The following is a 26,201-nucleotide window of genomic DNA, read 5'->3' as shown; positions in this document are numbered from 1 at the left end:
GCTTGCCCTCACGGTTTACATTTTGTCTGGTGCGGATACGCCTACCAGACGGAGCGCTGTCGCGATGACGGTGCGAACGGCACCGATCAGCGCCAGACGCGCTTGGGTTTGACCCGCGTCTTCGGTAATGACGCGTTCAGCACGATAGTAGCTGTGGAACAATGAAGCCAGCTCATATACATAACGGATCATGCGATGAGGCGCATATCCGGTAGCTGCTGCGGCAATCTCTTCAGGCAGCTCACCCATTTTGCGAAGAAGATCGAATTCATGTTCCGTCGTCAGCTTGGACAGGTCAATCTGTGCCAGCGGCAGCAGCTCAATACCCTGCTCTTCAGCCTGACGGTATACGCTGCATACGCGGGCATGTGCATATTGCACGTAGAATACCGGGTTCTCATTGGACGTCGAAATCGCGAGATCCATATCAAAGTCCAGATGGGAATCCATGCTGCGCATCGTGAAGAAGTAACGGATTGCATCGATACCCACTTCATCCATCAGGTCTTCCATCGTTACCGCTTTACCGGTACGCTTCGACATCTTCACTTTTTCACCGTTCTGGAACAAGCTCACCATCTGTGCAATCAATACCACCAGCTTGGATGGGTCATTACCCAATGCCTGCATTGCTGCTTTCATCCGTGGAATATATCCATGGTGGTCAGCTCCCCAAATGTTGATCATTGTGTCATATCCACGGGAATACTTGTCACGGTGATATGCAATATCCGGTGTCAGGTACGTGTACGTGCCATCGTTTTTGATTAATACACGTTCTTTGTCGTCACCATATTGCATGGTTTTCAGCCAAGTTGCTCCGTCTTTTTCGTAAATTTCGTCACGATCACGCAATTCGTCAAGGACACGAAGCACTTCCCCATTGTCGTACAAAGAAGTCTCGCTGAACCAGATGTCAAAGTTAACGCGGAAGCGATTCAGGTCGCGCTTGATTTTATCGAGCTCTTTCTCCAAACCATAGTCACGGAAATAGGCAGCACGATCACCTGGATGCATCGACAGCAAGCTGTCTCCCTTTTCGGCTACCAGCTCCTTGGCAAATCCTTTGATATCTTCGCCGTGGTAACCATCTTCAGGCATCTCGGCATCCTGGCCCAGCTCCTGCAAATAACGTGCTTCAATGGAACGTGCCAGGTTAAACACCTGGTTACCCGCATCATTAATGTAATATTCACGTGTTACGTCATATCCGGCATAATCGAGGATGTTGCAGAGCGCATCACCCACAGCCGCTCCACGGGCATGTCCCAGATGCAAGCTGCCTGTCGGGTTCGCACTGACAAACTCCATCTCGACCTTGCGCCCTTCGCCGACATTGATCCGTCCGTAGTTCTCACCTTGTTCATGAACAAGTCCAAGCACCGGGTAAAGGTAGCTCTTGTCCAATTTGAAGTTGATAAATCCTGGTCCGGCAATCTCTGCCTTCTCGATTCCAGCTTCCACAAGGTTCAGATTCGCAATGATCTCTTCTGCAATCTGGCGTGGATTGCGCTTGGCAATCTTGGTCAGCTGCATGGCTGCGTTGGTCGCCAAATCCCCGTGCGACTTGTCACGCGGCACTTCAAGTGTGATGGCTGGCAGTTCCTCTTGCGTAACGAGGCCGGCAGCAACAACAGCATTGCCGATCGCGGTACTTACCCGTTCGTTAATCGTATCTAGTGGATTACGTGTCATGAAATTGGTTCCTCCTGTATGTGCAAACTGATCTCAAAATGTCCGGCTTCTTCGTCAAAGCGGTAAAAGTCATAGCTCCACGCTGCGCGTGCGCTCAATCCCTGTATGGAAAGGTCCAGCTTATGTGTATGCGTGGACAGGGTAAATGACATGTAAGGTGATCGGTAAAAACCTGGGAGCTTGCGATTCATTTCAAACGTTTGCTCCGATTCCACCTCACCATGGCGTATAATCTTGAGGGATTGTCCACCAAGCTTCAATGTTGTTCGGGTAATACCGCCCTCAGGTCCAGCCTGTGGCTCTTCGTAACGAACGTAGAGCACAGAACCCTTCAAAACGGCTTCACCCTTCATTTCCTGCAGCACATCTTCGCCTTCATAACGGCTGTGCAGCCGGATCTGAACCGGTCGCATGTTCGACATGAATGTTAACCTCCAATATATTCGAGGCGGCGCAAAATCGGGCAGGACCGGTGAGAACAGCCCTTCCCGAATTCGAGTACCGCTATACGCGCTAATATGACCAGATAGCTCGCTATCCTACACTCTACTGTATAACTATATCCAGTTCACCCGCTCAATTCAAATCCAAATTCAGAGTTTTTGTCCCATATCATCAAAAAAAGCAGAGCGGCACCCTAAAAGTGCAGCCCTGCTTTGTTACATTATAATGAGATTAAACGTTAGATGCTCGACCACCTGGATTCATAGGGGAACGGGCAGATCGATTCTACCAGCTTGGCACGAACCTGGACCAGACAGCCGCAATAGCGGCAGGTAGTGCCATATTGAAGTCCTGGGCAGTCTGCACATGAGGATAATCGCCTCTCATATTCCTCATCCTGAACGACAGGGCGCGAACGCGATGCAATCTCCACCAATCGGGCCATTTTGGACTCACTGATGTTGACAGCATGTTGATCACTGCATCCCTTACATGACTCCTGCTTAGCCCCAAAATGACTTGAATTAGATGTGCTCATCGCATTACTCCTGGATTGCAAGTACCCCTACAGATGCAGGCGGCAGGACAAAACGCAACTCCTGATTAACCAGGGTAACACCCTTCCAATCCGTCGGCTCAACCTGGTTCGGATCTTCAAATGTATTGAATGCACCAAAATCGGCATGATGCAGAATTCGACCAGATACGGAAGAAGATTCTGCCGCTTCAATCTGGCATACCACTTCCAGCTCATCTGTGTGACTGAGATTGCATGCCGTTACATGAATCACGCCGTCCTTACTGCGGGAAGCGGACAAGCTAAGCTGAGGAATGGTATCTTCACCAAGCGTGTACCCAGGGCTCTCATAGTTCAGCTCCAACCGCTGTGCATCCATATGAACCTGATACATATCAAACACATGATATGTTGGGGTGAGCAGCATACGCTCGCCTTCTGTTAGGACCAGAGCCTGCAGTACGTTAACGATTTGTGCCAGATTGGCCATTTGCACCCGTTTATTGTAGCGATTGAACAGGTTCAGGTTAATGCCAGCTACAAGCGCATCCCGCATTGTGTTTTGCTGATACAGGAATCCCGGATTCGTCCCTGGCTCGACGTTGTACCAGGTTCCCCATTCATCAATAATAAGTCCCACCTTGCAATCTGGGTCATATTTATCCATAATCTCGGAATGCTTCACGATCAATTCTTCCATGCGCAATGTGCGCTTCAGGGTCTGGAACCAGGCTTGATCATCAAATCCGGTAGATTCGCCCTTATCATTCCACACTCCCGTCGGCAATGTATAATAATGAAGGCTTAAGCCGTTCATGTGCTGTCCCGCTTCACGCATCAATACTTCTGTCCAGTGGTAATTGTCCTCGTTGGGTCCGCAGGCAATCTTATAGATCTGATTATCAGAATAATTACGTACATATGTAGCATACCGACGATACTCATCCGCATAATACTCGGCACGCATGTTACCGCCACATCCCCAGTTTTCATTACCTACACCAAAGTAAGTCAGTTTCCATGGTTTATCCCTACCGTTACCCTTGCGCCAGTTGGCCATAGGAGATTCCCCGTCAAACGTAATGTATTCGACCCACTGCTGCATTTCATGGACGGTTCCGCTACCCACATTACCACTGATATATGGTTCTGTTCCTAACAGCTCACATAATCTTAGGAATTCATGTGTTCCAAAATGGTTATTCTCTTCCACGCCGCCCCAGTTCGTATTAATCATGCGTGCACGTTCACTTTTTGGACCTACGCCATCCTTCCAGTGATATTCATCAGCAAAACAACCGCCCGGCCAGCGAAGTACCGGAATATTCAGCTTCTGCAGTGCCGCCAGCACGTCATTGCGTATCCCTTCCGTATTCGGAATGGGTGAATCTTCCCCTACCCAGATCCCTTCGTAAATACAACGTCCCAAATGTTCAGAAAAGTGACCGTATATATTGCGATTTATTAATCCTTGATCTGAATTCGCCTTTAAAGTAACATCAACCATGATTTCAACCTCCCAAAATGTGTTGTTATCGCTTACAATAACTTGTTTTTTAACAGGTTTCAACCGTTTTTATTTTTACAAAAACAAGCCCTTTGCCAGCATAATTTCTCTGGAAAGGGCTTGTTTATTTGGCAGATTCAACATAGACCTACGAAATGGTTTGTTTTCGTCTCTACTAGTGAATTTGGCTGGTTGTTATTCCAAATTAAAGGGCCATTTAATCCCGCTCTGAAGGTAACAACATTTTTTGTGCCCAAGAAGTTCCGCCATCTGTCGTTTGGTAAATGGCAGGTGAGTTATCACTCGTTACAACGAGCCAGCCTGTTTGGGCTGATGGGAAAGAGATGCGCGAGCTATAACCTGGATCTTTCAGATCGATATTTTTCCACGTGGAACCTGTATCATACGAACGTCCAACACCCACTTTACCAGCAGCAGGAGATCCACCTGAGAGATAAGCAGTCTGATCACCAATTAGCGACATGTTCCCAGGATGGCCCCCCGGGTCTGCCGGGCCTTTTCCTTTCCCTACATTGCTGCCACCCGGCGCAGGGCCTCCACCTGCTGTCGACTGAGCAAAAACCTGCCTCCAGCTTCTGCCTTGATTCCCGCTTGCATATAGGGAATACGATTGTTGAGACATGCCTGCATCACCATACAGGACAGCCCATACCTGCTTTCCGTTTGCATATAGATCTGCCCCATTCCATGTGGTCGAAGCGACTTTGAGAGAGGTTGTCCAGTTCTTACCCCCATCTGCAGTCCGGAGCAACTGATATCCCGAGCCAGGTACAACTTGTACAGCATAGCCTTGTTTATTTGTGGTGAAAGCCACCGATCTTGTATTTGCGGGGGTATGGATTTTAATCCAGCTTAATCCGCCGTCCTGTGTCCGATACGCGCCATTATAGGTGTAGCCGTAACCTTCATTTTTATTTTTAAAATCAATTCGCTTGAACTGCATACCAGGGGTATCAAGTCGGTTCCAGTGTGATCCCCCATCTGTCGTGCGAATAAGATACGTCTTGGCAGAATCCTTCATTTGCGCTAAGGCAAATCCATTTACGTTATTCGGAAAATCAATCTGCATGAACTGCCATTGTCCAGTATAAATGGATTGCCATGTACAGCCCGCATTCGAGGTGCCAATCAGGAACCCCTCCCCAGCAGCACGACCCGTTGTGTTGTTCAGGAAATCAATGTCTGTAAACTGCAGATGCTGATCTTCTACACCGCTGCCTTTCTTCAATGTAGCAGACAATCCGTGATCTCCACTTCCACAAGTGGATGAAGCTGCAACAGCACTTGCATCGGCCTGTGCATATACTGGCCCCAATCCCCACGCCAGCGTTAAGGATAATGCCAATGTCCCAATCCGTTCCCATGTGATCGTACTCTTTGTTGTCATCGCGACACCTCCTTCTATGTTTTACCCGAATTTGCATGTTCTAAAGTAACAATTGATCTATCAGCAATGACATTACTGCAATAAAAAAGCCACCTTCACCTACGATTGATATCTTGTAGATAAGGGTGGTCGTTCGTAAACGTATAGAACGATTCATTCATGGTATGCAGTAAATGGTAGAGACATGCGAACATACGTGCTATAATTGGTATTAAGGACTCTGAATATGGTGGATGTTTTCATGACCACGGCGCAGCTTCCCGAGAGGGGGTGACGTCGATGGTCAAACTTGTGGCGTTGCTTGATGTGATCCGGTGGATTGCTGCGATTCTCAGTCTGGTACTGAGTGTACGAAGGCTATACCGTTGGTTGCGTAAAAAGTTTCGTAACAAGCGAAAACCCACCTCATAGGTTGGAGCCTGACGGTGGGTTTCGCTTGAACTAAGCTATCAAGTTTAATGCACGCCGTGGCAGTCCACAGCCTTTCTGGTCCTCAGAGTCTTTGTCGCTACCAACGACAAGGGCTCTTTTTATAGTGTATGGCCGAACCAGACCACCATATACTTCCCTGATGTAATACATCAATAATTTGATATATTACCTATTACGTTGTAGCCAGTATAACATAGTCGTGAGCCAGGGTTCAATGAAGTGAACCCCACCCAATCAAATATTCCACTCGCTAAAACAGGATGGTGGAGCATCCTTTACAAGTGTCCTGATAACGAAAGCACCCTCCCCTACGCAATATTGGATCCGCGCAGAAAGAGAGTGTTATGTTCTAACCATTATTCGGGTTATTACTTCACGAAGCCAAGCAGCATCTCACGGATCAGCTTTGCCGCTACAATCTGTGTCTGTTGTGTTGGATCATAGATTGGCGCTACCTCAACCAGGTCACAGCCAACTACATTTACATCCGATCCGGCAATCATATGGACGGCTTCAAGCAGTTCTTTGGACGTGATACCGCCCGCTTCCGCTGTACCTGTTCCTGGAGCAGCCGATGGATCAAGCACATCGATATCAATGGTCACATACACTGGACGATTGCCCATTTTCGGAAGAGCTTCCTTCATTGGAGCTGCGACTTCAAACGGGTAGAAGTTAATGTTCTCCCGGCCATACTGGAACTCTTCACGGGAGCCGGAACGGATTCCGAATTGATAAATATTTTTGCCGCCCATCAGCTCAGCTGCTTTGCGTACTGGCGTCGAGTGGGACAACGGCTCACCTTCATAGCTTTCACGAAGGTCTGCATGTGCATCAATATGAATCAGGATGAGATCCGGGTATTTCTTGTACATTTGTTGGATCACTGGCCAAGTGACCAGATGCTCCCCGCCAAGACCGATCGGGAATTTGTCATCAGCCAGCAGGCTGCCGATATACTCGTTGATCACTTCAAGGCTGCGTCCTGCGTTACCGAAAGGCAAAAGCAGATCTCCAGCGTCAAAGTAGGTCATATCGACAATACTCTTGTCGAGGTACGGGCTGTATTCTTCAAGTCCAACCGAAGCCTGGCGGATATGAGAAGGACCGAACCGGGAACCCGGACGGAAGCTGACAGTATAATCCATGGGCATCCCGTAGATGACCGCTTTGGAATTCTCATAATCCTCGGAACTGCAAATAAATACGTTACCAGAATAAGCTTGATCCAATTTCATTAATGATTTCCCCTTTATTTCGTTAAGTCTTCCACGAATTTAGGAAGTACAAAGGCTGCCTTATGCAAACGTGGCGAGTAATATTTGGTGTCCATCTCTGGAATTTGATTCTCATCCACTTGAAGTGGATCATGTTTCTTGCTGCCCATTGTGAATGTCCACAGACCGCTTGGATACGTTGGAATGTTACAGCCGTATACATGTACAATGGGGAAGATTTCTTTCACATCCTTGTTTACCTTTTGAATCAGGTCTGCTTTGAACCAAGGGTTGTCAGTTTGTGCAACAAAGATGCCATCTTCTTTCAGTGCTTCATGGATCCCTTGGTAAAAACCACGCTCAAACAGTGGTGCAGCCGGACCTACAGGCTCCGTGGAATCCACGATGATTACATCGTACTCATTTTTATGTTCAATAATATGCATATAGCCGTCATTAACGAGCACTTCAACATTAGGCTCGTCCAGTTTACCGGCAATTTCAGGCAAATATTTTTTGGAATACTCAATAACTTTACCGTCGATTTCGACGAGAACTGCTTTTTCTACTGCAGCGTGTTTGATGACTTCACGAATAACGCCGCCGTCACCACCACCTACAACCAAAACTTTTTTCGGATTCGGGTGAGTGTTCAGCGCAGGGTGAGCAGCCATTTCGTGATATACGAATTCGTCTTTCACAGTTGTCATCACCATACCGTCAAGCAGCAGCATGTTACCGAATTCCTCGGTTTCTACCATGGCCAAGTCCTGAAAATCTGTCTTCTCGCTTACATATGTCTGCTTAATCTTCGCGGTGATCCCGAATGCCGGGGTCTGCTTCTCCGTGAACCACAATTCCATGATCTCTACCTTCTTTCCGTAAAGTTATTGATCAGCCATATCAAGCATGGCGCTGCACGCCGCCCGGTTCGCACAAGCACGCCCAGCGTTCGGCGCCAAAGCATTAGGGTTGCTGGCTGCGGGAAAGGTCCGCGTTCACTTCATTATATAGATTAAATTGACCACAGCGTGCTAAGCGTCTGACCGATCAACGAATCAATGACAATTGGTGCTGTTCGTCTTTCTGTGCCTTTGTGTATGTTGTGCCGAACTGCTACTTTTCATTACCCTTTTGCATTATACGCGATAGATGTTTATCCTGCAAAACGGTTTTTTCTGCAGAAATGCTACATTTTAAACTGTTCAGCGGCAGACTGAATATCCCTGTCCATGAAATCCCATACTGGGAAGAAAAGAAGAAAGGAGCCCGTTCCATGACTCAACATCGCCAGAAAACCCGCAAACGCGGGTTCCGTTTATTAAAATGGATCAAAAGCCTCTCTCTGCTCGCTGTTCTCGGCGTTATTGCAACGATTGCAGGATTGGTCTATCTATATGCGACCAGCCTACCTTTAGCTGATTCGGATCGCAACTCAAGGCTGCTTGATAGCCAAGGCGAAGTCATTGCCACCTTCTCTGCAGGCGGCAAGGATTCTGTACCTGTGCAGCTTCAAGACATCTCAAAAGACCTGGTCAATGCCACTCTGGCTGTAGAGGATCGCAAATTCTATGACCATTATGGTTTTGACATTCAAGGGGTGGGACGGGCCGTCCTCGTTAACCTGCAGCATATGGAAATGTCCCAAGGTGCCAGCACACTTACACAACAGCTTGCGCGAAATCTATATCTTTCCCATGAGAAGACCTGGACTCGCAAGGCCAAAGAGGCCATGTACACGGCACAACTTGAAATGAAGTACAGCAAAGATGAAATTCTACAAATGTATCTCAATGAAATCTATTATGGTCATGGCGCCTACGGAATTGAAGCAGCTTCGCGCATGTATTTCGGCAAATCAGCCAAACAGCTCGATTTGGCGGAAAGCGCCATGCTCGCAGGCATTCCAAAAGGCCCCACCTACTATTCTCCATATAACCATATGAAGAACGCGAAGGATCGGCAGAAGATCGTGCTGGCCGCCATGGTCGATATCGGCAAGATAACAAAAGCAGAAGCGGACAAGGCTTATGAAGAGATGCTGTCTTTTAAACCGGAAAGCGAACGGAAAACAGTAGAAAGCGCGCCTTATTTCAGGGATTACATTCGCAGCCTTGCGGTCAAGGAGCTGGGCATTAGTGAAGCAATGCTGGACCATGGAGGATTAAATATATACACCACTCTGGATCTACGTGTGCAAAAGGCAGCTGAAGACGCTGTAGCCAAAGGCATGGATCCGAGCAGTGAACTGGAGACAGCTCTCGTGTCCATAGACCCTCGTACAGGCTATATCAAGGCTATGGTAGGCGGCAAAAACTACCGGAACAATCAGATCAACCATGTTCTGGCGACGACACGCCAGCCGGGATCTGCATTTAAGCCTATTATGTATCTGGCTGCACTGGAATCCAAAGAGCTGACAAGTGCCTCTATCTTCAATAGCGAACCAACCCTGTTTCACTATGACAATGATCGCAAGACCTATAAACCTGGAAATTTCGGCGACAAGTATCTGGGGGAAATTGATCTAAGGCAGGCCATTGCCGCTTCGGACAATATCTATGCAGTCAATACAATTATGCAGATCGGGCCTGAGCAGGTTGTGGATATGGCCAAAAGTCTGGGGATTACAAGCAATCTGAGTGCTGTCCCTTCTCTCGCCTTGGGCACCTCGCCCGTGAGCCCACTGGAAATGGCTTCTGCCTTCTCCGTCATCGCTGCAGGCGGACAACGGATGCCACCTGTCGCCATTCTGCAGGTGACGGATGCAACAGGACGTGTCATCTATGAAGCACCACAAACCAAGGCCGAGAATGTGGTAGAACCCGCCGCAGCATATGTACTGACACGTTTAATGGAAAGTGTGTTCGAAAATGGCGGTACAGGGAATAGGGTTGCTACAACGATTAAGCGCCCCGTAGCAGGCAAAACCGGTACGACCAATACGGATGCCTGGATGGTTGGCTTCACCCCCGAACTCTCCACCGCAGTATGGGTCGGTTATGATCAGGGAAAAGCCATCTCCACGTCGGATGGACGCCGTGCAGCACCGATGTTTGCCCAATTTACTGAACAGGCTCTTGCGAGTGTGCCGCCTAAGATCTTCCCTGTTCCCGATCATGTGGTCAGTGTGTATATTGATCCCGAGTCCGGAAAACTGGCGGGTAATGGCTGTGAAGAGAAACGGCTTGAGGTCTTCATTGACGGTACAGAACCGACAGAAACCTGTACCGGAAAAACCGACGATACCGATCCGAAAAAGAATGAAGGAAGTCATGAGGTACAGAATCAAGAAGGAATCCAGGAAGAAAAGCATTCGTGGTGGAGAGACTTTAAACGTTGGTGGGTAGAATGACGCAACTACGTAATGACTTAATTGCGTCACTGTGATTGGCCGGCTTCAGGTTCTTTCTGAAGGTCAGTCTTGTTCAACTATTTCAATACCTCTTCCCACTTGTGAAGCAAAAGCCCCGAACCGATCATTTCGGTTGCGGGGCTTTTCATGTTCTTTTTCTAGAAAACAGCTTATAAGGCGTTTATCAGAAATCTTTTATCAGGAAAGCGCTTCTTTTAGTTCATCCGGTGAAGCGTTCCACCACTCTTCATTGTGTGTAATCAACAGCTTCTTGAGAGCAGCACGATCCTCTGGTCCAAGCTCATCCAGCATAAAGCGGCGTTTCATTGCATAATCCATCCGGTTTACATGGTCAGCCAGCAGCTTCCATCCTCGTTTCGCCTCGGTATCGATCCACATCTCGCACGCTGTTGCTCCACCGTACAATTGTCCCTGTTCTGTACGGTCCACAGCTACCCAAACCAACCATACCTGGCGACCGTTAGGTACATCTTCCCGATTCGTTGAAAACTTGATTCCACGTTCTACCTTGCTCTTTGCATGCATGGCACCAATATCAATCTTCGCCTCGCCATTATCAATAATAACCGGCGACAGGTTGTTCAGATCAATGGAGCCTGCACCGAAACCTTTATGTTTGCTCTTGGCACTTACGATATTCAAGGCAATCTGTTTTTTGCCGTTTTGCTCGTTTTGATCCATAGTTATAGCCTCCAAGGGTTGATACAAATATTTTAACTAATAATCGCCCCATTGCAAACATATACATGCTGTAGATGCTTGTCAACGGGAGGTATTTAACGATGATTCCACTACGCGCCAAGAGCTGGCTTACTGCAATTCTGGCCCTGTGTGTGTTTACCGGAGCCATATGGATCACTCTGGATCACACTCGTTCTACGACATCCGACTTGCCAACGCTCGCCCCGGAATTGGGCAAGCCTCCGGCAAAAGTCCAAACTCCGGCACCTCCAGAAAGTGTACAGACACCTACTGCTGAGGTGTTCAGCAACCGCGTGGTGGAATATCACATGGATGTGAAGCTAGTAGACGGCAATGTCTTGGAGGGAACGCAGACGCTGACCTGGACTCATCCGGGTAAAAAAACAGTCAGCGAACTTTATTTCCACTTATACCCCAATGCATTCTCTTCTACTGACACAACATTTATGAAGGAATCCGGAGGAAAGCTTCGCGGTGATGTGATGCCAACGGACGGTTACGGCTCCATGAATATTACAGAGATGAAAACAGAGGACGGGCTTTCCCTGCTGCACCGGATGCAATATGTACAGCCGGATGACGGAAACATGAAAGACAAAACGCTCATAAAAGTGAGATTACCCAAGCCGGTCAAGGGCGGGGAAACCATTACACTGCATACCCGGTTTGAGGTCAAGCTGCCCAAAATCTTTGCCCGCATGGGGACCGCTGAAAACTTCGTTATGGCGGGCCAATGGTTCCCCAAACTCAGTGTATACGAGCCTGCAGGCACGCGAGGACGTACGGCTGAGGGCTGGAATCTGCATCAGTACCACGGGAATTCCGAGTTTTATGCGGATTTTGGCATCTATAGTGTGCGTATTCGGGTACCGGAAACATACAAGGTTGCCGCGACCGGGTTTCCAACGAAGCAGGCTGTTATAAAAAATGGCGAAAAGATCTATCAATTCTATGCTGACGATGTGCACGACTTTGCCTGGGCAGCCTCACCTGACTTTGTTTATGCAGAAGAACCCTTCTCCGCTCCCAACGTGCCAGGTGTACGAATCAAGCTCTATCTGGACCCGGCCCACCAGGATCTGAAGGAACGTTACTTCTATGCAGCCAAAGCAGCTCTTTCGAATTACAGCAAGTGGTTTGGTCCGTATCCGTATTCCACGCTCTCTATCGTTGTTCCCCCGAAGACAGGCAATGGAGCAGGCGGCATGGAGTATCCTACCTTAGTTACAGCCTTCGGTGCGGACGATACTACACCAGGCTACGATCTGGAACGCACGGTTGTACACGAGATAGGCCATCAGTACTTCTATGGTATGGTTGCCAGCAATGAATTTGAAGAAGCTTGGCTGGATGAGGGGTTCACCTCTTACGCAGAAGACAAACTGATGGAACAGGAATACGGACTTATTCCGAATCTGCCCGTTCAATCCGGCTTAATTACTTCACCTGCCTCACTCACGCAGGAGTCCTGGAAGTTTGATTCCCAGAATCATTACGCAGCCAATGTTTACACAAGGGGCAAGCTTGTGCTGCTGGGCATCGAACAACAAGTAGGCGCCAAAACGATGGAACGCATTCTTTCAACTTATGTTAAAAAATATCGGTTCAAACATCCTACTTCGGCCGATTTCCAAAAGGTCGTGGAGCAAGTGACTCATAAGTCCTGGTCTGATTATTTTAATCAATACGTATATGGGGACGGAATGGCCGACTTCGCCGTGGAGAATATCCAGGTCAAGCCTGTTGAGAAAGACGGTCAAACGTTGTACGAATCATCGGTAACATTAGTAAAAAAAGGCAGCGACTACGAGAAAGTCCCCGTTCGCATCGTTTTTGAAGATGGACACATCGTCGCCAAGGAATGGGATGGCAGTAACGGTCGAATTACGTACAAGTTAACGTACAGCTCGCCTGTATCCTGGGCCATGACCGATCCGTTATATACCGTTGTGCTGGAGAACCGTCATATGAATAACTTTTTGAAAGCCGGTCTGGATGAACCATCCAAGTTCCGCTGGAGCATGAGTGTAACCAAGCTCATTGAAGCTATATTCGGAGGTCTGTCATGGTGAGGTGGAGACAGTGAAAGCAAAAATACGTGAGGGCTGGTTTCTCGTCCGTCAGCATATGTTCATTGTGGCACTTTTGTTTCTCTATCAGCTAGTATGGGGTTACTTCATCTATAAAATGGTGCAATCGGCAGTTATTCCCTTGCTGCTGCGCTATCCGGACCCTGACGCCGGGGAGCTGAGTACCATTTTATTCAAAATGGAAAGCCAGCTCAGTCTGTCTACCCATCCCGAGGTGCATCGTTATTTATGGATACTTGGGGCCATGCTCCTGCTCCGCATGCTGATTACCCCTCTCATTCAGGCAGGGCTACTCTATTCATTACAACACTTCAATCATACAGAAGAACGTATTCCTTTTATACGTGGGATCAAGGCACTGTGGAAACCGATGATGCTGCTTCATTTCATTAAAACGCTATTATTACTGCTGCCTGCGTACTGGCTGATCCCCAAGCTGTATAGTATCTTTCTGGATGGATTCCACTCGCTGCAGCTGCTGCTGCCAGGCATTCCATATGTAGCCGGATGGATCGTGTATGGATGGATCGTACATCATGCTTTGTTATATATGCAGTTTGGCGCCACAGCACCCGAGAGTCAGGGCGGGGTAAAAGGTACATTTCTCGGTCTATTGCTCGCCTTGCGTCATATCATTTCTCTCATTGGTATCGCAGTGGTTCTGGGAGGAATTCATCTGCTCATCTTCGGTGCCTTCACATCTGCGTCGTGGTTCCTGACAGGTCTCATCGGTCTGATCCTGCAACAAACCTATCCGCTCGCCAGATGTTTGTTGGATATATGGAAGATATGTGCTCATTTCCGCCTGTGGCAGTCCAAGTCCTCCAAAGGTTAAAAAGTGTAATGAACCGCTCAAAAATTGTTACCATCTTCATGTAAACTTGTGTCAATGTTTACGCTTCAAAAAAGCAAACCTCAACCTTTCCCCGTCAAAGGTCGAGGTTTTTTTTGCTAATTTTCTTGTTAAACGTTGCCAAAGCTTTACTCCTCTGTTACAATAATCGCAGTGAGTTTTTAGTAACAACTTTGTAATCTTTACCTTATGAATTGTAACTACTTAAAATTAAATCGTCATTTCTTGATTTCGCAGGTGCACAACTAGCATAGCCAAATTCCTGGCACCTGGGAAGCGGGGGAACCAGTTATGGGTGAATTGATCTTGCTACAGAGGGATCATAGGGGACCTTCAACCGAATCCTTAAGCTAACCTCGCAGGCGTTGGAAGGGGTATATCTCTTGTTCAAAAAGAAATTAACAGCAGCTGTCCTTAGCTTAACATTCGCACTATCGCTTGGAGCAGGCAGCGCATTCGCAGATTCAAAAATGGATAAAGTAATTGATTCAGCAATGGGAACTACATACAAAAGTGGTGGAACAACGCTTAACGGCTTTGACTGCTCTGGATTCACACGGTATGTATTCGAAAAGCTGGGCATCGATTTGGCTCGTCAATCCAGTTCCCAATTCGACATGGGTGACTCGGTATCCCGCATGGAAATGAGACCAGGCGATCTGGTATTCTTCAATACAACGGGTAAAGGGGTTTCACACGTAGGGATTTTCGTGGGTGAAGGTAAGTTTGCACACTCCTCGTCTTCCAAAGGAGTTACCATTAGTTCTTTGAGTGAGAACTACTGGGCCAACCGCTATGTTGGCGCTAAACGGATTATGAGCACGGACGCATATGAGTCACTGGCCCTCGACTAGGGACAAGCTGAGCAACATCATACTGTAACGAAGCATAAATCAACCGCCCGGTACATTCTCCGCAGGAATGTATCCGGCGGTTTTTTTGTGCTTGTTCGTCCATGCCCTTATGATGTTTTTACCCATCCTACTATAATATAAACGAAATTCCAGAAACTTTTGTTTCACTTTTTTTCAAGGGAGCAAAACCTTGCCAAATACCCTCCTCTTTTGTAGAGTAAAATCAGGATTAAATATGAAATGACATATGTTATAAACGATTAGCGTATGACTAGAAGTAGCTTGTTCACAATGAAAGGAGCGTGCAGTGGTGTGGATGAAGCTTCTGTAACGTTTCACGTTGTGCCGATGCAAGAAGAACATGCAGCATTGATCTGCAGCTGGATATATGAACCACCCTATAACATCTATACCTGGCTGCCCTGGGAACAGATGAAGGCGCTGGAGGTTGAATTCGGGGACGAGCAGCTTCGAAAAGAGCAATATGCTGTTGTACTCGGAGAGCAGGACCAACTTTGCGGATTCGTTCAATTCTTTCCTCTTGAAGGCGTGACGCGCATTGGACTTGGTATGCACCCTGAACAGTGTGGACAAGGTCGCGGTACTGCCTTTGTCTCTGCGATCGTGAAGGAAGCCATTCGGCGGAACCCAAGTCATGAGATCGATCTCGAAGTGCTCACCTGGAATACGCGGGCTATTCGGGTTTATCACAAGGCTGGATTTGTCACCCAGGATACGTATGAACGACAGACACCAAGTGGTTTGATGCCTTTTTATTGCATGGTCTATGAAGGACCTCGTTAACCCTTAAACCGCATAACCAAAAAGAAATTCATGCCCGTTTATGTGATTAGTTCAAAAAATTACCACAAAATGCTATGATGTCTTAACAGGTTCCGTTATAATGATATGGACAGTTTCAGTTTAGATGATCTTTCATTCTGGAGGGGACATAACGGATGCACAAATGGATCATGAGCGGGGTATTTTTTGCAGCATGCGCATTGGCTATTGTATTAATGTTTACGCTTCCAGGGAAAGAGGAAGTGGCTGAAGAAGCGAAACCAACCATGCCGGAAGTGGCAATGGATGCCGGACAGGCTGAAGCACTGGTCAAAGCCAATTGTATCACGTGTCACGGGGATCAGCTTCAAGGTGGCGTAGGACCTGCTCTAGCTAACATCGGCAGCAAGGATGATGTGGAGAAGATCTACTCTACCATTGTCAAAGGTAAAGGCGGAGGCATGCCTTCCTTCAAGGACAAACTGAAGGACGAGGAAATTGCCAATATCGCGATGTGGCTGGCCGAGAAGAAATAAGGATAACGAGATACGCAGCAAAGAGGCCCCTGCCTTCCCTCTCGGGAATGGTACGGGCCTCTTCGTCATATCGTTCAGCCTCTGGCTGAGTGTTCTGCCAAAAAGGCTTCCACTTCACGTGCATACGGCATCCCCGACTGGGCGCCGAGCTTCGTTACGGATAACGCGGCCGCTCCCATGGCATAGCCTACTGCCGCGTCCAGGGTTTCCCCGCGCGAAAGGGCTACCGCCAGCGCGCCGTTGAAACAATCGCCAGCGCCGGTCGTATCGACGGCGCTTACGGCGTAGCCCGGCGCACGGCAAGCGCCGGCACGCCCAGCCTGTACGCGGCCGCCAGGCGCTGCCGCGTACACAGCCCCCTCGGGGCCGAGCGTCGTGACGACAGCGGCCCCGAGCGATGCGGCGAGCTCTGCGACCGCCGCATCCACGTCTTCCGGCCGGAGATCATCCCGGCCGGTAAGCACGGCAAGCTCGCTGCGGTTCGGCGTGACCACGTCGACGCACCGCAGGAGCTCCTGGGGCAGACCCGGCACCGCTGGAGCCGGATTGAGCACCACCAGTGCGCTGCCTTCTGCCGCCAGTTCGGCGGCGCGGGTGACCGCTGGCAGCGGGATCTCCAGCTGCAGCAGCACCGCTGCGGCTGCAGTCAGGCTTTTTACCGTATCCGCCTCTTCCAGCATCTCCGGCACCACTTGTCCATTCGCTCCAGGAATAACGATAATCCGGTTGTCTCCCTTGGAGAGCCAGATCGATGCTGTACCTGTTACAGTGTCTTCCAATACACGAACCTGCGAGGCATCTGCCCCACTATCCGTCAGACTGTGCAGCAAGCGTTCCCCAAAACCGTCCGAACCCACTGCTCCAATCATCGTGGTCTGTCCACCCAGACGTGCAGCAGCAACGGCTTGGTTAGCCCCTTTGCCGCCAGCCAGATAGTGAAGCTCCTCACCGCTTACCGTTTCTCCCTCTTCCGGGATGATATCGGTCTTCACCACGAGGTCCATATTGAGACTGCCTACAACCGCGATCAGAGGCTTATTCTGATTCATGTCTGACATGTATGCTTCCTCATTTCTTGGCAGCACAACGATAACCGATCCCGGCTATGTCGTCCTCATTTTCTCAAACGTTTCGTTAAACTGCTCTGCTTCCTTAATATCTACAGATGTAATTCCACCCTCATCCCACGACGTGAGACGCAGCGTAACCGTTGTATAATCAATCGTAATAAAAGGGTGATGATTAAATGCTTCCGAGATCGCGGCGACCTCATCCACGAATGCAATCCCTTTCATGTAGTTGGAAAATACGAACTTGCGGACAATCCACCGTCCCTCTTCTAGTTCCCAGCCTTCCAGCCTTCCCAGATGAGCTTCGACTTCTTCTTGCGTAAAAACCATACGTTATCTTCCTCCCCATAAAGACGGCAAAAGGGTAGTCTCTAACCCTGTCCCTCATGCCATCCGAAACCTTGGTGCTACCACAGTAACCCCAACCGTTATAGGTTAGCCGCTCTGCGGCTCGCCCGTTTCATGACTCTCATCTTACCACGTACGGAACTCAAAATCCAATACTGTAAATGGCGTTAGAGCCAATAGTGGTAAGGCTTCCAGGCGTTTACCCTCCCGGCTTCCACGCTAGAATGCCCCTTATATTCGGCCCTAGATTAGGGGTACAAATGTCAATTCTTCTTCCCCAATCAGAATATGAATGCGATGCTGCTCCTTATCATGGATAACCACACCACTCCCTACAGGAATGACCGACTCTGTGCCCAGCGCATAGAACAAGTCCTCTGCCAGAGCTTCGTCTACTTCGAGCTGCTCGTTTTCACCCAAACGGGACCAATCCTCTGCATCCATTTCAAAAAAAACGTATCGGTCCGGAATGCGTCCGATCGCCTGTGTCAAATCTGTCAATATTCCTTCATAATCCCGTCCATGCTTTACGCCCATTGGCTTTTTCACTCCTGTTTGGCCCCTAAAGAGCTGATTTGTTCTTATTATACCTGAAAATAACCCTTAAAAAAAAAGGGCTTCTGGTCGATAAATACTATACATGACCGTTTCAGCTGTTACAGCATTTCTAAAAAATGCCAAAGGTTAAACGGATTGCGGCCAAACATTCGCCCGGAAGCCCGAATACAGCCGCTTGAAAGGATTCAATTTTATCTCATGGATGAGGTGTATGATGGAAATTTCAACGATTATCGGACTAGTTTTAGGGCTGGTTTCACTTGTTCTCGGGATGTTCCTGAAGGGTGCTCCCCTGATTAATCTGGTTAACAACCCGGCAGCCTACGTTATTATCTTTGTTGGTACAGCAGCAACAATCTTCATGGCATTTCCAATGTCTGAAGTTAAAAAAATCCCCAAGCTTTTCGGGGTACTCTTCAAAAAGCAGCAACTGATTGACCGTGTTTCACTGATCGGCACATTTATGGATTGGGCTTCCACTACCCGTCGTGAAGGTTTGCTGGCACTGGAATCAAAAGTCGAAGAGATTGACGATCAATTCCTTCGCAGCGGTATGCGCATGATTATTGACGGCAACGACCAGGAATTTGTTAGTGATGTTTTGATGGAAGATATCCATGCCACCGAAGAGCGTCACCGCGGAGGAGCATTGATCTTCGCACAAGCGGGGATGTACGCTCCAACACTCGGGGTTCTCGGGGCCGTTGTAGGTCTGATTGCAGCCCTGGCCGACCTTAGTGATATGGAAAAGCTATCTCACGCGATTGCGGCTGCGTTCATCGCGACACTCCTTGGTATTTTTAGTGGTTACGTGTTGTGGCACCCGATGTCCAACAAGTTGAAGCGGATGTCCAAGAAAGAGATGGAGATCAAGCTGATGATGGTTGAAGGATTGTTATCCATTCAATCTGGTGTTTCCACCATTGCCATCAACCAAAAATTATCTGTATTCCTGACACCTTCCGAACGTAGACAGCTGGAAGAGAAGGAGGGATCATCAGGTGAAAAAGGCTAAAAAACATGAGCCGCATGAAGAACATATAGACGAGAGCTGGTTGCTCCCGTATTCTGACTTGATGACACTGTTACTTGCCCTGTTTATTACGTTGTTCTCCATGAGTTCTCTCGATGCAGCCAAGTTCGAACAGATGGCCTCGGCACTAAGCAGTGCACTGAATGGCGGCGCAGGTGTATTGGATCATACATCCATGAATCCTACGGAAGCCACAACCGACCTGGGCAAAAACAAACAGGTGCCTGAAGAGATCACCAAGAACAAGTCTGCTCAGATTACAGATGCACAGATGGCACAAAAAGAGCAGGAAGATCTGGAAAAACTCAAGAAACAACTGGACCAATATATTAGCAAAAACGGGCTATCCGACCAACTCAACACCAAGCTGAATCAATCTGAACTGAAGATCACCATCAGTGATAACGCTCTGTTCTCTTCAGGGCGTGCAGATGTGAAGCCTGAATCGCGATCACTGGCAAAAGCCATATCCAACATGCTTCAGGAGTTCCCGCAATATGAAGTGGTTGTATCTGGCCATACTGATAATATTCCCATCTCGAACAGCCAATATAAGGATAACTGGGATCTAAGTGCGGATCGCGCACTGAACTTCCTTAAAATCCTCTTATTGAACGACGCGCTGGACCCTGCGAAGTTCACACCTAGCGGGTATGGTGAGTATCACCCGGTTGCCAGTAACCAGACCAATGTTGGACGAGCTCAGAATCGCCGTGTAGAGGTTTCAATTATCCGGAAGTATCAAAGCAACAATTCAACTGTGAAAGCAGTCAATCCAGCAAACTAGAAGTGAATGCAAGTTCAAAAGGACGTTTTTCTCTCAGGTAGAGGAAAACGTCTTTTTGATGTGTAATTATGTAAAGCGTGATATCAAAAAAGCTCTGCCCTTTTCTTCAGAAAAGATATGCAGAGCTTTCTTGAATTAAACTATTTATTCCAGAGAGTAGTTCAGCAGGCTGCCCAATTCCGACTTCTCCGCAGCTGTCAGCTCTCTCCACTTCCCTGTAGCCTGTTCACCCAGATGAATATTCATGATACGTACACGCTTCAGTTTACGCACCTCGTAACCAAAGGCACTGCACATTCTGCGAATCTGCCGATTCTTCCCCTCGGTCAGTATAATCCGGAATACTCGCTCAGAGATTCGAGTGACGGTGCAGGGCAGCGTCATTTCACCGAGAATTTTGACGCCCGTGCTCATCCCCTTCAGAAAACTCGGCGTGACAGGGCGGTCAACCGTTACGATGTACTCTTTCTCATGGCGTCCCTCTGCTCTAAGTATCCGGTTGACGATATCTCCATCATTGGTCATCAGAATGAGCCCTTCGGAATCCTTATCCAATCGGCCAATTGGAAAAATGCGCTCCTTATGCCCTACAAAGTCAACGATATTCCCCTTGATATGCTGCTCGGTTGTACTCGTAATACCGACAGGTTTATTCAGTGCAATGTATACATGTTTTCTTTTTTCCTTGATAGGCTGACCGTTGATCCGTACGTCGTCGCCTTCTTCCGCCTGACTTCCCAGTTCGGCGGTTACGCCATTAATGGTCACTTTCCCGCTCTCCACTAATTTGTCCGCTTCACGCCGGGAACAATAGCCCGTTTCACTTATAAATTTATTAATACGCAAAAGGTAATCTCACCTCATCTAGTTCTCTTCGTCTGTAAGCCCATCTTCCGTCCGATCTTCATCTTCCATGCTCTCCGGGAGCTGTTTGGTAGCGGGAAGATCAATGATAACGGTCGTGCCCTTGTTCATGACGCTTTTAATATCCATCATGCCCTTATGTGATTGAATGATGCGCTGACTGACCATTAAACCAAGTCCTGTTCCAGACTCCTTATTGGTAAAGAACGGCTCACCAAGCTTCGGCATCATCTCTTCCGGAATCCCGATACCCTCATCCTTAATTTCAATCCGCACCCGGTTTAATTCCTCGTCATGGTCAAGACGAATCCGAATGCTGCCTCCGTTCGGCATGGCTTCCATACCATTCTTAAGCAGATTGATGAACACTTGCTTCAACTGATTCTCTTCACAGTGTACCATAGCTGAATCCGATGATGCATTTAATACAAATTCAACCCCGTGCAGATGTGCCTGGCTATCCAGCAGCGATATCACATCGCCGAGAATAAAGCGGATATCCCGCTCCTGGAAGTGAACAGCCTGTGGTTTGGCCAAAATCAGGAATTCGCCTACGATCAGATTGATCCGGTCAAGTTCCGACAGCATCAAATCGAGATGTCGATGATTCAGTTTGTTCGTCTCCTGCTGCAGCTGCAGGAAACCACGCAGCGTTGTAAGCGGGTTACGGATTTCATGCGCAACACCAGCAGCCAGTTGGCCTACGGTTGTGAGCTTCTCTGAGCGTCTTAGCAGCTCTTCCATCCGGTTGCGGCTCGTGATATCCCTCGACACACTAATCAGTGCTGTAATTTCACCTAATTCATCGCGCACAGGCGCTGTACTGACACTAACTTCAACCCGTGTGCCATCTTTTTTCATCCATACGGTTTCGTTCGAGGTAATGGATAGCCCTTCAATGAGCTGGGCATGCTGCTGCTTCATTTCCTCTTCCGCTTCAGGCGGGATGATCTTCAGCCTGCGGTTTTCGACCTCTCGGCTTCGCCAGCCATATAGTTGTTCAAATGCCCGGTTTACACGCAAGACCTTACCATCTAGATCGGTAATATGAATGGCATCGGCAGTTTGATTAATGATGGATTCCAGATGCTCTTTAACCGCCCTGTTCTCCTCATACATCTGTTTCAACCGGTTGGTATAGTGACCCAGATTGCGAATCATGGCATTAATCCGATTGGCCAGCTGACCCAGCTCGTCCTTCCTTCTTACTTTCAGACGGAAGTCGAAATGTCCATCCGCTACATCATTCACTTTGCCCAGGATGGATTGAATAGGACGTGTAATATATCCTGCTAACAAATAGCTGCCAAAGATCACGATTTCCAGCAGCACCAGCGATATGGAAGCATGACTGACCAATTGTTCCGATACCATGGAGGATATTTGCTTATAGTCCATGACAATACTGATGACATATGATGCTTCATTCGGAGTAAAGATTGGGATGAAGCTTTTTAACACCTTCTGCTCATGCGTTTCACTGACAAACGATACATTTTGCCCGGTTCGGATCGCCCTCACGACTGCCCGGTGGTCCTCATCTGCGGTACCATACTGATACGTACCAAAACGAATCGGTCTACTATTCAACTTGCTGTAGTTGCTATCCCTTCCATCTTCACTCATATTGGGACTGCCAAAAGTCAATGGATTGATACCCGTAATCTCCAAAATGGAAGGATTCACTTCACGAATTTTGTTCAATATCTCATCCGGACCAGAGATCTTCACATAGTCATCAACTTCAGCATTATTATAGAAGGGATTGATTATGTAGTTCCTCTTGCCATCATGATAATAACCCCAGATATCAATATCCGATGGACTGGACGTCGAGTACTCGAAACCATCGGACCAAAAATGATCCAATTTCTGCCCTTGAGTGATGGTAACCTGATGTTTTTCGAACAATTGCTTAAAGGCTTGATACCAATAGGTCATTTTCTTTGTGGATAAACCAACTTCGCGCGGATCGGAAGAGCGGGTTACAACGATATCATCCTCGGTTTGTTCCATGAGAGAGATATGCGATACCCCCACTTTTTTGCTTAAACGTACAAGTTCCTCATTTGTGATATTATTAATATCCGGGTCGAGTTCTTCTGCAGCCATGACTGAAGCAAGCCATAGATTATTACCAATCTGGCGTTTTACATAATCCAAACTATTCTGATTCTGTTCGACAGAAATTGCAATCTGTTTGGCCGTTAGGACCATCTTGGTTTCACTGTCCTGCCTAAGATTTTCCTCGGTAGTATAATAACTCAGCGCGATATTCAGAATCAAAATAACAAGCACCGAGCACGACATAATCATGGATAATTTCGTTTTAATAGACAACTTTTTTAGTTCACCTCTCGGCTTGTACCCTTTGGCGATATATGGCAAAACCTATCTCCATCATAACGGTTGTGTGTGATTTTGAAAAGGATAAATGCCCCTCGTCCAAAAGTTACCGCTTGGCTAAAAAGCTCGAATTTCATTGTTTTTTGTCTTTTCCGTGCCTACAATGAGATTAATCACTAAAACTATCCACAAATCCACAGGCTTGTGGATATCCTGTTCATAACTATGTGAGCAACTCGGTAGTTATCCACAGACTTATGCACATCATGTTAACAAACGAATATTTGTTCGCCGAATAAATGCTTTGGAAGGAGCTTTAACTGTAATGAATGAACACCCAATCTCGGTTGATCTTTCACATCTTACGGAGGAACAGCAGCACGAATTCTGGATGCGTGAAGCCATTGCCGAGGCGCTAAAAGCTGAGGCACTTGGGGAAGTCCCTATCGGAGCGGTCATTGTGCAGCATAATCAGATTGTCGGACGAGGATATAATTTGCGTGAGACCACTCTTGATTCCACTGCACATGCGGAGATGGTCGCTATTCGTCAGGCAAGCGAAACGATGGGAGCCTGGCGCCTGCTTGATTGCAGCCTGTATGTGACACTAGAACCTTGCCCTATGTGCGCAGGTGCCATTGTACAGTCTCGAGTGCCCCGCGTTATATATGGTACTGCTGACCCCAAAGCCGGATGTGCAGGAACTTTGATGAACTTGCTGCAGGAGCCACGGTTCAATCATCGTACTGAGGTGATTCCAGATGTCCTTCAACCCGAATGCTCCACGATGCTGACCCAATTCTTCCGTCGGTTACGCAAGAAGTAATACTTATACTTTTGATCTTGAGAGGAAGTGTACTGCTATGGCATTAACCCTGTATGATACCCCCAACGGAATTAGCCTCCGATTACTCACCACCGACGATACGCAAGCCTATCTTGATCTGATCCAGGTTACTCGCGTTCCCTACCAAGCTGTAGAGCCTCTTCGAGATGATGAGTTTTACACATTGGATGCTCAAACAAGGCGGATTCAGGACCGTCTAAAAGCCGCTGAAGAAGGTACAGGTTATCAGTTTGGCATCTACACTATCAAGGACGACCTGCTCATTGGACAAATCAGCCTGAACAACGTCTCCTATGGCGTTGCCAATTATGCCGATATGGGTTACTTTATCCATCCAGACTATCAGGGTGGTGGACGTATGACAGCAGCTGTTAAACTGGCTGTTGCCTATGCCTTCCGCGCCTTGAAGTTGAATCGTGTTCAGGCCGCAATCCTACCCACTAATGCCGGCTCCCAGCGTGTACTGGAGAAGAACGGCTTTCAGGCAGAAGGCATTGCCCGTAAATATCTGAAGATCAACGGAAGCTATCAGGATCACCGAATTTATGCCGTTCTTGCTGAAGATTTATCGGAGTCCCAACAACAAATTTAACCTATAAAACAACAAAAAGCCGCCCGACATAAAGTCGAGGCGGCTTTTTTCACTCATTGCTTGGAATGAGCTTAGTATCCGTAAGAAGAATTCATCAGTTCTTCGAACTCTTGCATCGTAATTACATTTTCACCTGTAGGGATATTGATTTTGAAGGCAGCTTTCTCATTGATTTTAGTGTAGGTGTTGGATCCAGTAAAGGCCAACTTCACTTCATCTTTGGTATCCACTGGTTTGATCAGCAGATCAGCTGCAATCTTTTGGTAAACCGGGAAATCCTGCTTATCCAGTGCGAAATCGATGTTGAATTTGTTGATGGTCAACGTCTCTTTCAACTGATCCAGATCCTTAGACATTTCAGTCTGATCAGCTTCCGTGATGTTCAGATCTTCTTTGGCTTGATCAATATCAGCTTGATCCAGTTGCAGCATATCGCGGTATTCTTCTTTGGACAAGATGTCCAGCACTTTAGGCAGTGCTTTAGTCACCAGTACAGTAACTGCTTCTTTAACGTTGTCGTTAGTAACGGAGAATTGCACTACCTGCTTGGCATCTACACCTTCTGGCAGCTGTGCATCCTTAACATCTACGTTTTTGAAGAATTTGTCTTGGTCATATTCACTAAGAACAGCATCCATAACTTCATTGCTCAGTTTTTGTGTTTTGGCTGCGTCCATAGCATCAGGGTTCCATTCCGTACCCTCTTGCTCAGCCAATTCTTTCAGATCCAGTTCCAGGAACTTGCCAACCACCGTCTCCGGAATTGGGAAGAACGGAATGCTTGGCACTTTAACGTAAAGCTTCTCAGCTGTCATCACCATTGGAATGGTGAATGTCATGCCCATATCACCTTTGAGCTCAAGGCTAACTGTCATTTCTGTTTGCATTGGCTCGCTTTGATATACGCCAGTTACGTTAAACTGAGCATCCTTCAACATGCTCATAAACTGAGTCATCGTTGGATCTTGTTGTGACTCGTCTGCAGGTTTATAGCTCAATTCATTAATTGTGAAATTGGAACTCATCTCATACGAAGTCAGTTTAGAAGCATTGGCCGCAGCCGTCTTCAGTGCTTCTTTTGGTTCTTGTTTGCTGCTACATGCTGTCAAAGCCAACGATACCGTCAACAGCAACGTTAGAAGCAACGCCCCCATACGTTTAGTCATTTGTTTCTCTCCTCTCGTGATAACCCCAAAAAAGTAATTCAACATCAATGATATACCATTTATTCTGAAACGGAAACACGATTTGGGAAATTTGTGATCTTCCCACACTAAAATGGCTACAAAGACCTATGTTAGCTTTTCAATTCTATCTTTATCGGTCATTAATATGTATGAAT

General features: G+C 47.6%; 25 protein-coding genes and 1 riboswitch. Of the genes, 11 read left to right on the top strand and 14 right to left on the bottom strand.

Annotation, left to right across the window (positions count from 1 at the left end; all coding sequences use genetic code 11):
• Positions 1-15: 15 nt before the first annotated feature.
• The 5 genes from argS to MHB82_RS00555 form a co-directional block, all read right to left on the bottom strand.
• Positions 16-1,695 carry an arginine--tRNA ligase gene (argS, locus tag MHB82_RS00575; RefSeq protein ID WP_095293475.1) on the bottom strand — a complete coding sequence of 560 codons (1,680 nt, stop codon included), beginning with the start codon at positions 1,693-1,695 and terminating at the stop codon, positions 16-18.
• Positions 1,692-2,117 carry a DUF1934 domain-containing protein gene (locus MHB82_RS00570; protein WP_095293474.1) on the bottom strand — a complete coding sequence of 142 codons (426 nt, stop codon included), beginning with the start codon at positions 2,115-2,117 and terminating at the stop codon, positions 1,692-1,694. The genes argS and MHB82_RS00570 overlap by 4 nt, the downstream gene beginning before the upstream one ends.
• A 260-nt stretch (positions 2,118-2,377) precedes the next feature.
• Positions 2,378-2,677: a DUF6171 family protein gene (locus MHB82_RS00565; protein WP_341173565.1), complete on the bottom strand. Its 300-nt coding sequence runs from the start codon at positions 2,675-2,677 to the stop codon at positions 2,378-2,380.
• Positions 2,678-2,681: 4 nt separating this feature from the next.
• Complete coding sequence (locus MHB82_RS00560; protein WP_341173564.1) at positions 2,682-4,163, bottom strand: alpha-N-arabinofuranosidase; 1,482 nt, start codon at positions 4,161-4,163, stop codon at positions 2,682-2,684.
• 217 nt (positions 4,164-4,380) lie between these two features.
• On the bottom strand, positions 4,381-5,571 hold the full coding sequence (locus MHB82_RS00555; protein WP_341173563.1) for a WD40/YVTN/BNR-like repeat-containing protein: 1,191 nt from the start codon (positions 5,569-5,571) through the stop codon (positions 4,381-4,383).
• A 279-nt stretch (positions 5,572-5,850) separates the two neighbouring features.
• Here MHB82_RS00555 and MHB82_RS00550 point away from each other — a divergent pair, with 279 nt between their 5' ends.
• Positions 5,851-5,982, top strand: coding sequence for a hypothetical protein (locus MHB82_RS00550; protein WP_260504323.1), 132 nt, complete (start codon positions 5,851-5,853; stop codon positions 5,980-5,982).
• 389 nt (positions 5,983-6,371) lie between these two features.
• On the opposite strand, the gene speB is transcribed toward MHB82_RS00550, so the two are convergent.
• Together speB and speE are read right to left on the bottom strand one after the other, a co-directional pair.
• A complete protein-coding gene (gene speB / locus MHB82_RS00545) occupies positions 6,372-7,241 on the bottom strand; it encodes an agmatinase (RefSeq protein ID WP_095293470.1) in 870 nt (289 codons plus the stop codon).
• Between the two features lie 14 nt (positions 7,242-7,255).
• On the bottom strand, positions 7,256-8,083 hold the full coding sequence (gene speE, locus MHB82_RS00540) for a polyamine aminopropyltransferase (RefSeq protein WP_341173562.1): 828 nt from the start codon (positions 8,081-8,083) through the stop codon (positions 7,256-7,258).
• 413 nt (positions 8,084-8,496) lie between these two features.
• Between speE and MHB82_RS00535 the strand changes: the two genes are divergently transcribed.
• A complete protein-coding gene (locus MHB82_RS00535) occupies positions 8,497-10,575 on the top strand; it encodes a transglycosylase domain-containing protein (RefSeq protein ID WP_341173561.1) in 2,079 nt (692 codons plus the stop codon).
• Between the two features lie 198 nt (positions 10,576-10,773).
• On the opposite strand, the gene MHB82_RS00530 is transcribed toward MHB82_RS00535, so the two are convergent.
• Positions 10,774-11,277 carry a YwhD family protein gene (locus MHB82_RS00530; protein WP_095293467.1) on the bottom strand — a complete coding sequence of 168 codons (504 nt, stop codon included), beginning with the start codon at positions 11,275-11,277 and terminating at the stop codon, positions 10,774-10,776.
• A 101-nt stretch (positions 11,278-11,378) separates the two neighbouring features.
• Between MHB82_RS00530 and MHB82_RS00525 the strand changes: the two genes are divergently transcribed.
• From MHB82_RS00525 to MHB82_RS00505, 5 genes are all read left to right on the top strand, one after another.
• Entirely contained in the window at positions 11,379-13,370 is a 1,992-nt protein-coding gene (locus tag MHB82_RS00525; protein WP_341173560.1) for a M1 family metallopeptidase, read from the top strand.
• Between the two features lie 10 nt (positions 13,371-13,380).
• Entirely contained in the window at positions 13,381-14,223 is an 843-nt protein-coding gene (locus MHB82_RS00520; RefSeq protein ID WP_341173559.1) for a hypothetical protein, read from the top strand.
• 260 nt (positions 14,224-14,483) lie between these two features.
• Positions 14,484-14,621: riboswitch (cyclic di-AMP (ydaO/yuaA leader) on the top strand.
• A gap of 3 nt (positions 14,622-14,624) precedes the next feature.
• The gene (locus MHB82_RS00515) at positions 14,625-15,095 is read left to right on the top strand and encodes a C40 family peptidase (protein WP_095293464.1); all 471 of its coding nucleotides are present in this window, start codon (positions 14,625-14,627) and stop codon (positions 15,093-15,095) included.
• 291 nt (positions 15,096-15,386) lie between these two features.
• A complete protein-coding gene (locus MHB82_RS00510; RefSeq protein ID WP_341176561.1) occupies positions 15,387-15,899 on the top strand; it encodes a GNAT family N-acetyltransferase in 513 nt (170 codons plus the stop codon).
• A gap of 155 nt (positions 15,900-16,054) precedes the next feature.
• Entirely contained in the window at positions 16,055-16,414 is a 360-nt protein-coding gene (locus MHB82_RS00505; protein ID WP_095362315.1) for a c-type cytochrome, read from the top strand.
• 74 nt (positions 16,415-16,488) lie between these two features.
• Here the strand turns inward: MHB82_RS00505 and rbsK are convergent, their stop codons facing one another.
• The 3 genes from rbsK to MHB82_RS00490 all read right to left on the bottom strand — a co-directional run bounded on the left by rbsK (position 16,489) and on the right by MHB82_RS00490 (position 18,369).
• Complete coding sequence (gene rbsK, locus MHB82_RS00500; RefSeq protein ID WP_341173558.1) at positions 16,489-17,472, bottom strand: ribokinase; 984 nt, start codon at positions 17,470-17,472, stop codon at positions 16,489-16,491.
• Positions 17,473-17,517: 45 nt separating this feature from the next.
• Positions 17,518-17,814 carry a 4a-hydroxytetrahydrobiopterin dehydratase gene (locus MHB82_RS00495; RefSeq protein ID WP_095293460.1) on the bottom strand — a complete coding sequence of 99 codons (297 nt, stop codon included), beginning with the start codon at positions 17,812-17,814 and terminating at the stop codon, positions 17,518-17,520.
• Positions 17,815-18,075: 261 nt separating this feature from the next.
• A complete protein-coding gene (locus MHB82_RS00490; protein ID WP_095293459.1) occupies positions 18,076-18,369 on the bottom strand; it encodes a hypothetical protein in 294 nt (97 codons plus the stop codon).
• A gap of 235 nt (positions 18,370-18,604) precedes the next feature.
• Here MHB82_RS00490 and motA point away from each other — a divergent pair, with 235 nt between their 5' ends.
• Together motA and motB are read left to right on the top strand one after the other, a co-directional pair.
• The gene (gene motA, locus MHB82_RS00485; RefSeq protein WP_095362317.1) at positions 18,605-19,405 is read left to right on the top strand and encodes a flagellar motor stator protein MotA; all 801 of its coding nucleotides are present in this window, start codon (positions 18,605-18,607) and stop codon (positions 19,403-19,405) included.
• Positions 19,392-20,210 carry a flagellar motor protein MotB gene (gene motB, locus MHB82_RS00480; RefSeq protein ID WP_110757113.1) on the top strand — a complete coding sequence of 273 codons (819 nt, stop codon included), beginning with the start codon at positions 19,392-19,394 and terminating at the stop codon, positions 20,208-20,210. Before motA ends, motB begins: the two co-directional genes overlap by 14 nt.
• Before the next feature lie 144 nt (positions 20,211-20,354).
• On the opposite strand, the gene rluF is transcribed toward motB, so the two are convergent.
• On the bottom strand, positions 20,355-21,056 hold the full coding sequence (rluF, locus tag MHB82_RS00475) for a 23S rRNA pseudouridine(2604) synthase RluF (RefSeq protein ID WP_095293456.1): 702 nt from the start codon (positions 21,054-21,056) through the stop codon (positions 20,355-20,357).
• 18 nt (positions 21,057-21,074) lie between these two features.
• Positions 21,075-23,414 carry an ATP-binding protein gene (locus tag MHB82_RS00470; protein ID WP_341173557.1) on the bottom strand — a complete coding sequence of 780 codons (2,340 nt, stop codon included), beginning with the start codon at positions 23,412-23,414 and terminating at the stop codon, positions 21,075-21,077.
• 331 nt (positions 23,415-23,745) lie between these two features.
• Between MHB82_RS00470 and tadA the strand changes: the two genes are divergently transcribed.
• Together tadA and MHB82_RS00460 are read left to right on the top strand one after the other, a co-directional pair.
• A complete protein-coding gene (gene tadA, locus MHB82_RS00465) occupies positions 23,746-24,246 on the top strand; it encodes a tRNA adenosine(34) deaminase TadA (protein WP_095362319.1) in 501 nt (166 codons plus the stop codon).
• Positions 24,247-24,283: 37 nt separating this feature from the next.
• Positions 24,284-24,859 (top strand): GNAT family N-acetyltransferase, encoded by a 576-nt coding sequence (locus tag MHB82_RS00460; protein ID WP_095362320.1) that lies wholly within the window; start codon positions 24,284-24,286, stop codon positions 24,857-24,859.
• A gap of 71 nt (positions 24,860-24,930) precedes the next feature.
• On the opposite strand, the gene MHB82_RS00455 is transcribed toward MHB82_RS00460, so the two are convergent.
• Positions 24,931-26,025 carry a hypothetical protein gene (locus MHB82_RS00455; RefSeq protein WP_095293453.1) on the bottom strand — a complete coding sequence of 365 codons (1,095 nt, stop codon included), beginning with the start codon at positions 26,023-26,025 and terminating at the stop codon, positions 24,931-24,933.
• Positions 26,026-26,201: the final 176 nt, after the last annotated feature.

Origin of the sequence: Paenibacillus sp. FSL K6-2862, from assembly GCF_038005125.1 — a bacterium.
Taxonomy (GTDB): domain Bacteria; phylum Bacillota; class Bacilli; order Paenibacillales; family Paenibacillaceae; genus Paenibacillus; species Paenibacillus illinoisensis_A.
Note: the sequence above shows the minus strand (reverse complement) of the source record. Positions and strands in the feature narration are given on the sequence as shown.

What these genes read in the sequence shown, in the direction of transcription:
- MHB82_RS00570 (WP_095293474.1), bottom strand. Translation starts at nt 2,117, where the DNA reads ATGTCGAACATGCGACCGGTTCAGATCCGGCTGCACAGCCGTTATGAA.
- argS (WP_095293475.1), bottom strand. Translation starts at nt 1,695, where the DNA reads ATGACACGTAATCCACTAGATACGATTAACGAACGGGTAAGTACCGCG.
- rbsK (WP_341173558.1), bottom strand. Translation starts at nt 17,472, where the DNA reads ATGTCAGACATGAATCAGAATAAGCCTCTGATCGCGGTTGTAGGCAGT.
- MHB82_RS00460 (WP_095362320.1), top strand. Translation starts at nt 24,284, where the DNA reads ATGGCATTAACCCTGTATGATACCCCCAACGGAATTAGCCTCCGATTA.
- MHB82_RS00565 (WP_341173565.1), bottom strand. Translation starts at nt 2,677, where the DNA reads ATGAGCACATCTAATTCAAGTCATTTTGGGGCTAAGCAGGAGTCATGT.
- MHB82_RS00535 (WP_341173561.1), top strand. Translation starts at nt 8,497, where the DNA reads ATGACTCAACATCGCCAGAAAACCCGCAAACGCGGGTTCCGTTTATTA.
- motA (WP_095362317.1), top strand. Translation starts at nt 18,605, where the DNA reads ATGGAAATTTCAACGATTATCGGACTAGTTTTAGGGCTGGTTTCACTT.
- tadA (WP_095362319.1), top strand. Translation starts at nt 23,746, where the DNA reads ATGAATGAACACCCAATCTCGGTTGATCTTTCACATCTTACGGAGGAA.
- MHB82_RS00525 (WP_341173560.1), top strand. Translation starts at nt 11,379, where the DNA reads ATGATTCCACTACGCGCCAAGAGCTGGCTTACTGCAATTCTGGCCCTG.
- MHB82_RS00490 (WP_095293459.1), bottom strand. Translation starts at nt 18,369, where the DNA reads ATGGGCGTAAAGCATGGACGGGATTATGAAGGAATATTGACAGATTTG.
- MHB82_RS00555 (WP_341173563.1), bottom strand. Translation starts at nt 5,571, where the DNA reads ATGACAACAAAGAGTACGATCACATGGGAACGGATTGGGACATTGGCA.
- MHB82_RS00560 (WP_341173564.1), bottom strand. Translation starts at nt 4,163, where the DNA reads ATGGTTGATGTTACTTTAAAGGCGAATTCAGATCAAGGATTAATAAAT.
- MHB82_RS00510 (WP_341176561.1), top strand. Translation starts at nt 15,387, where the DNA reads ATGAAAGGAGCGTGCAGTGGTGTGGATGAAGCTTCTGTAACGTTTCAC.
- speE (WP_341173562.1), bottom strand. Translation starts at nt 8,083, where the DNA reads ATGGAATTGTGGTTCACGGAGAAGCAGACCCCGGCATTCGGGATCACC.
- MHB82_RS00495 (WP_095293460.1), bottom strand. Translation starts at nt 17,814, where the DNA reads ATGGTTTTTACGCAAGAAGAAGTCGAAGCTCATCTGGGAAGGCTGGAA.
- MHB82_RS00505 (WP_095362315.1), top strand. Translation starts at nt 16,055, where the DNA reads ATGCACAAATGGATCATGAGCGGGGTATTTTTTGCAGCATGCGCATTG.
- MHB82_RS00530 (WP_095293467.1), bottom strand. Translation starts at nt 11,277, where the DNA reads ATGGATCAAAACGAGCAAAACGGCAAAAAACAGATTGCCTTGAATATC.
- MHB82_RS00550 (WP_260504323.1), top strand. Translation starts at nt 5,851, where the DNA reads ATGGTCAAACTTGTGGCGTTGCTTGATGTGATCCGGTGGATTGCTGCG.
- MHB82_RS00455 (WP_095293453.1), bottom strand. Translation starts at nt 26,025, where the DNA reads ATGACTAAACGTATGGGGGCGTTGCTTCTAACGTTGCTGTTGACGGTA.
- speB (WP_095293470.1), bottom strand. Translation starts at nt 7,241, where the DNA reads ATGAAATTGGATCAAGCTTATTCTGGTAACGTATTTATTTGCAGTTCC.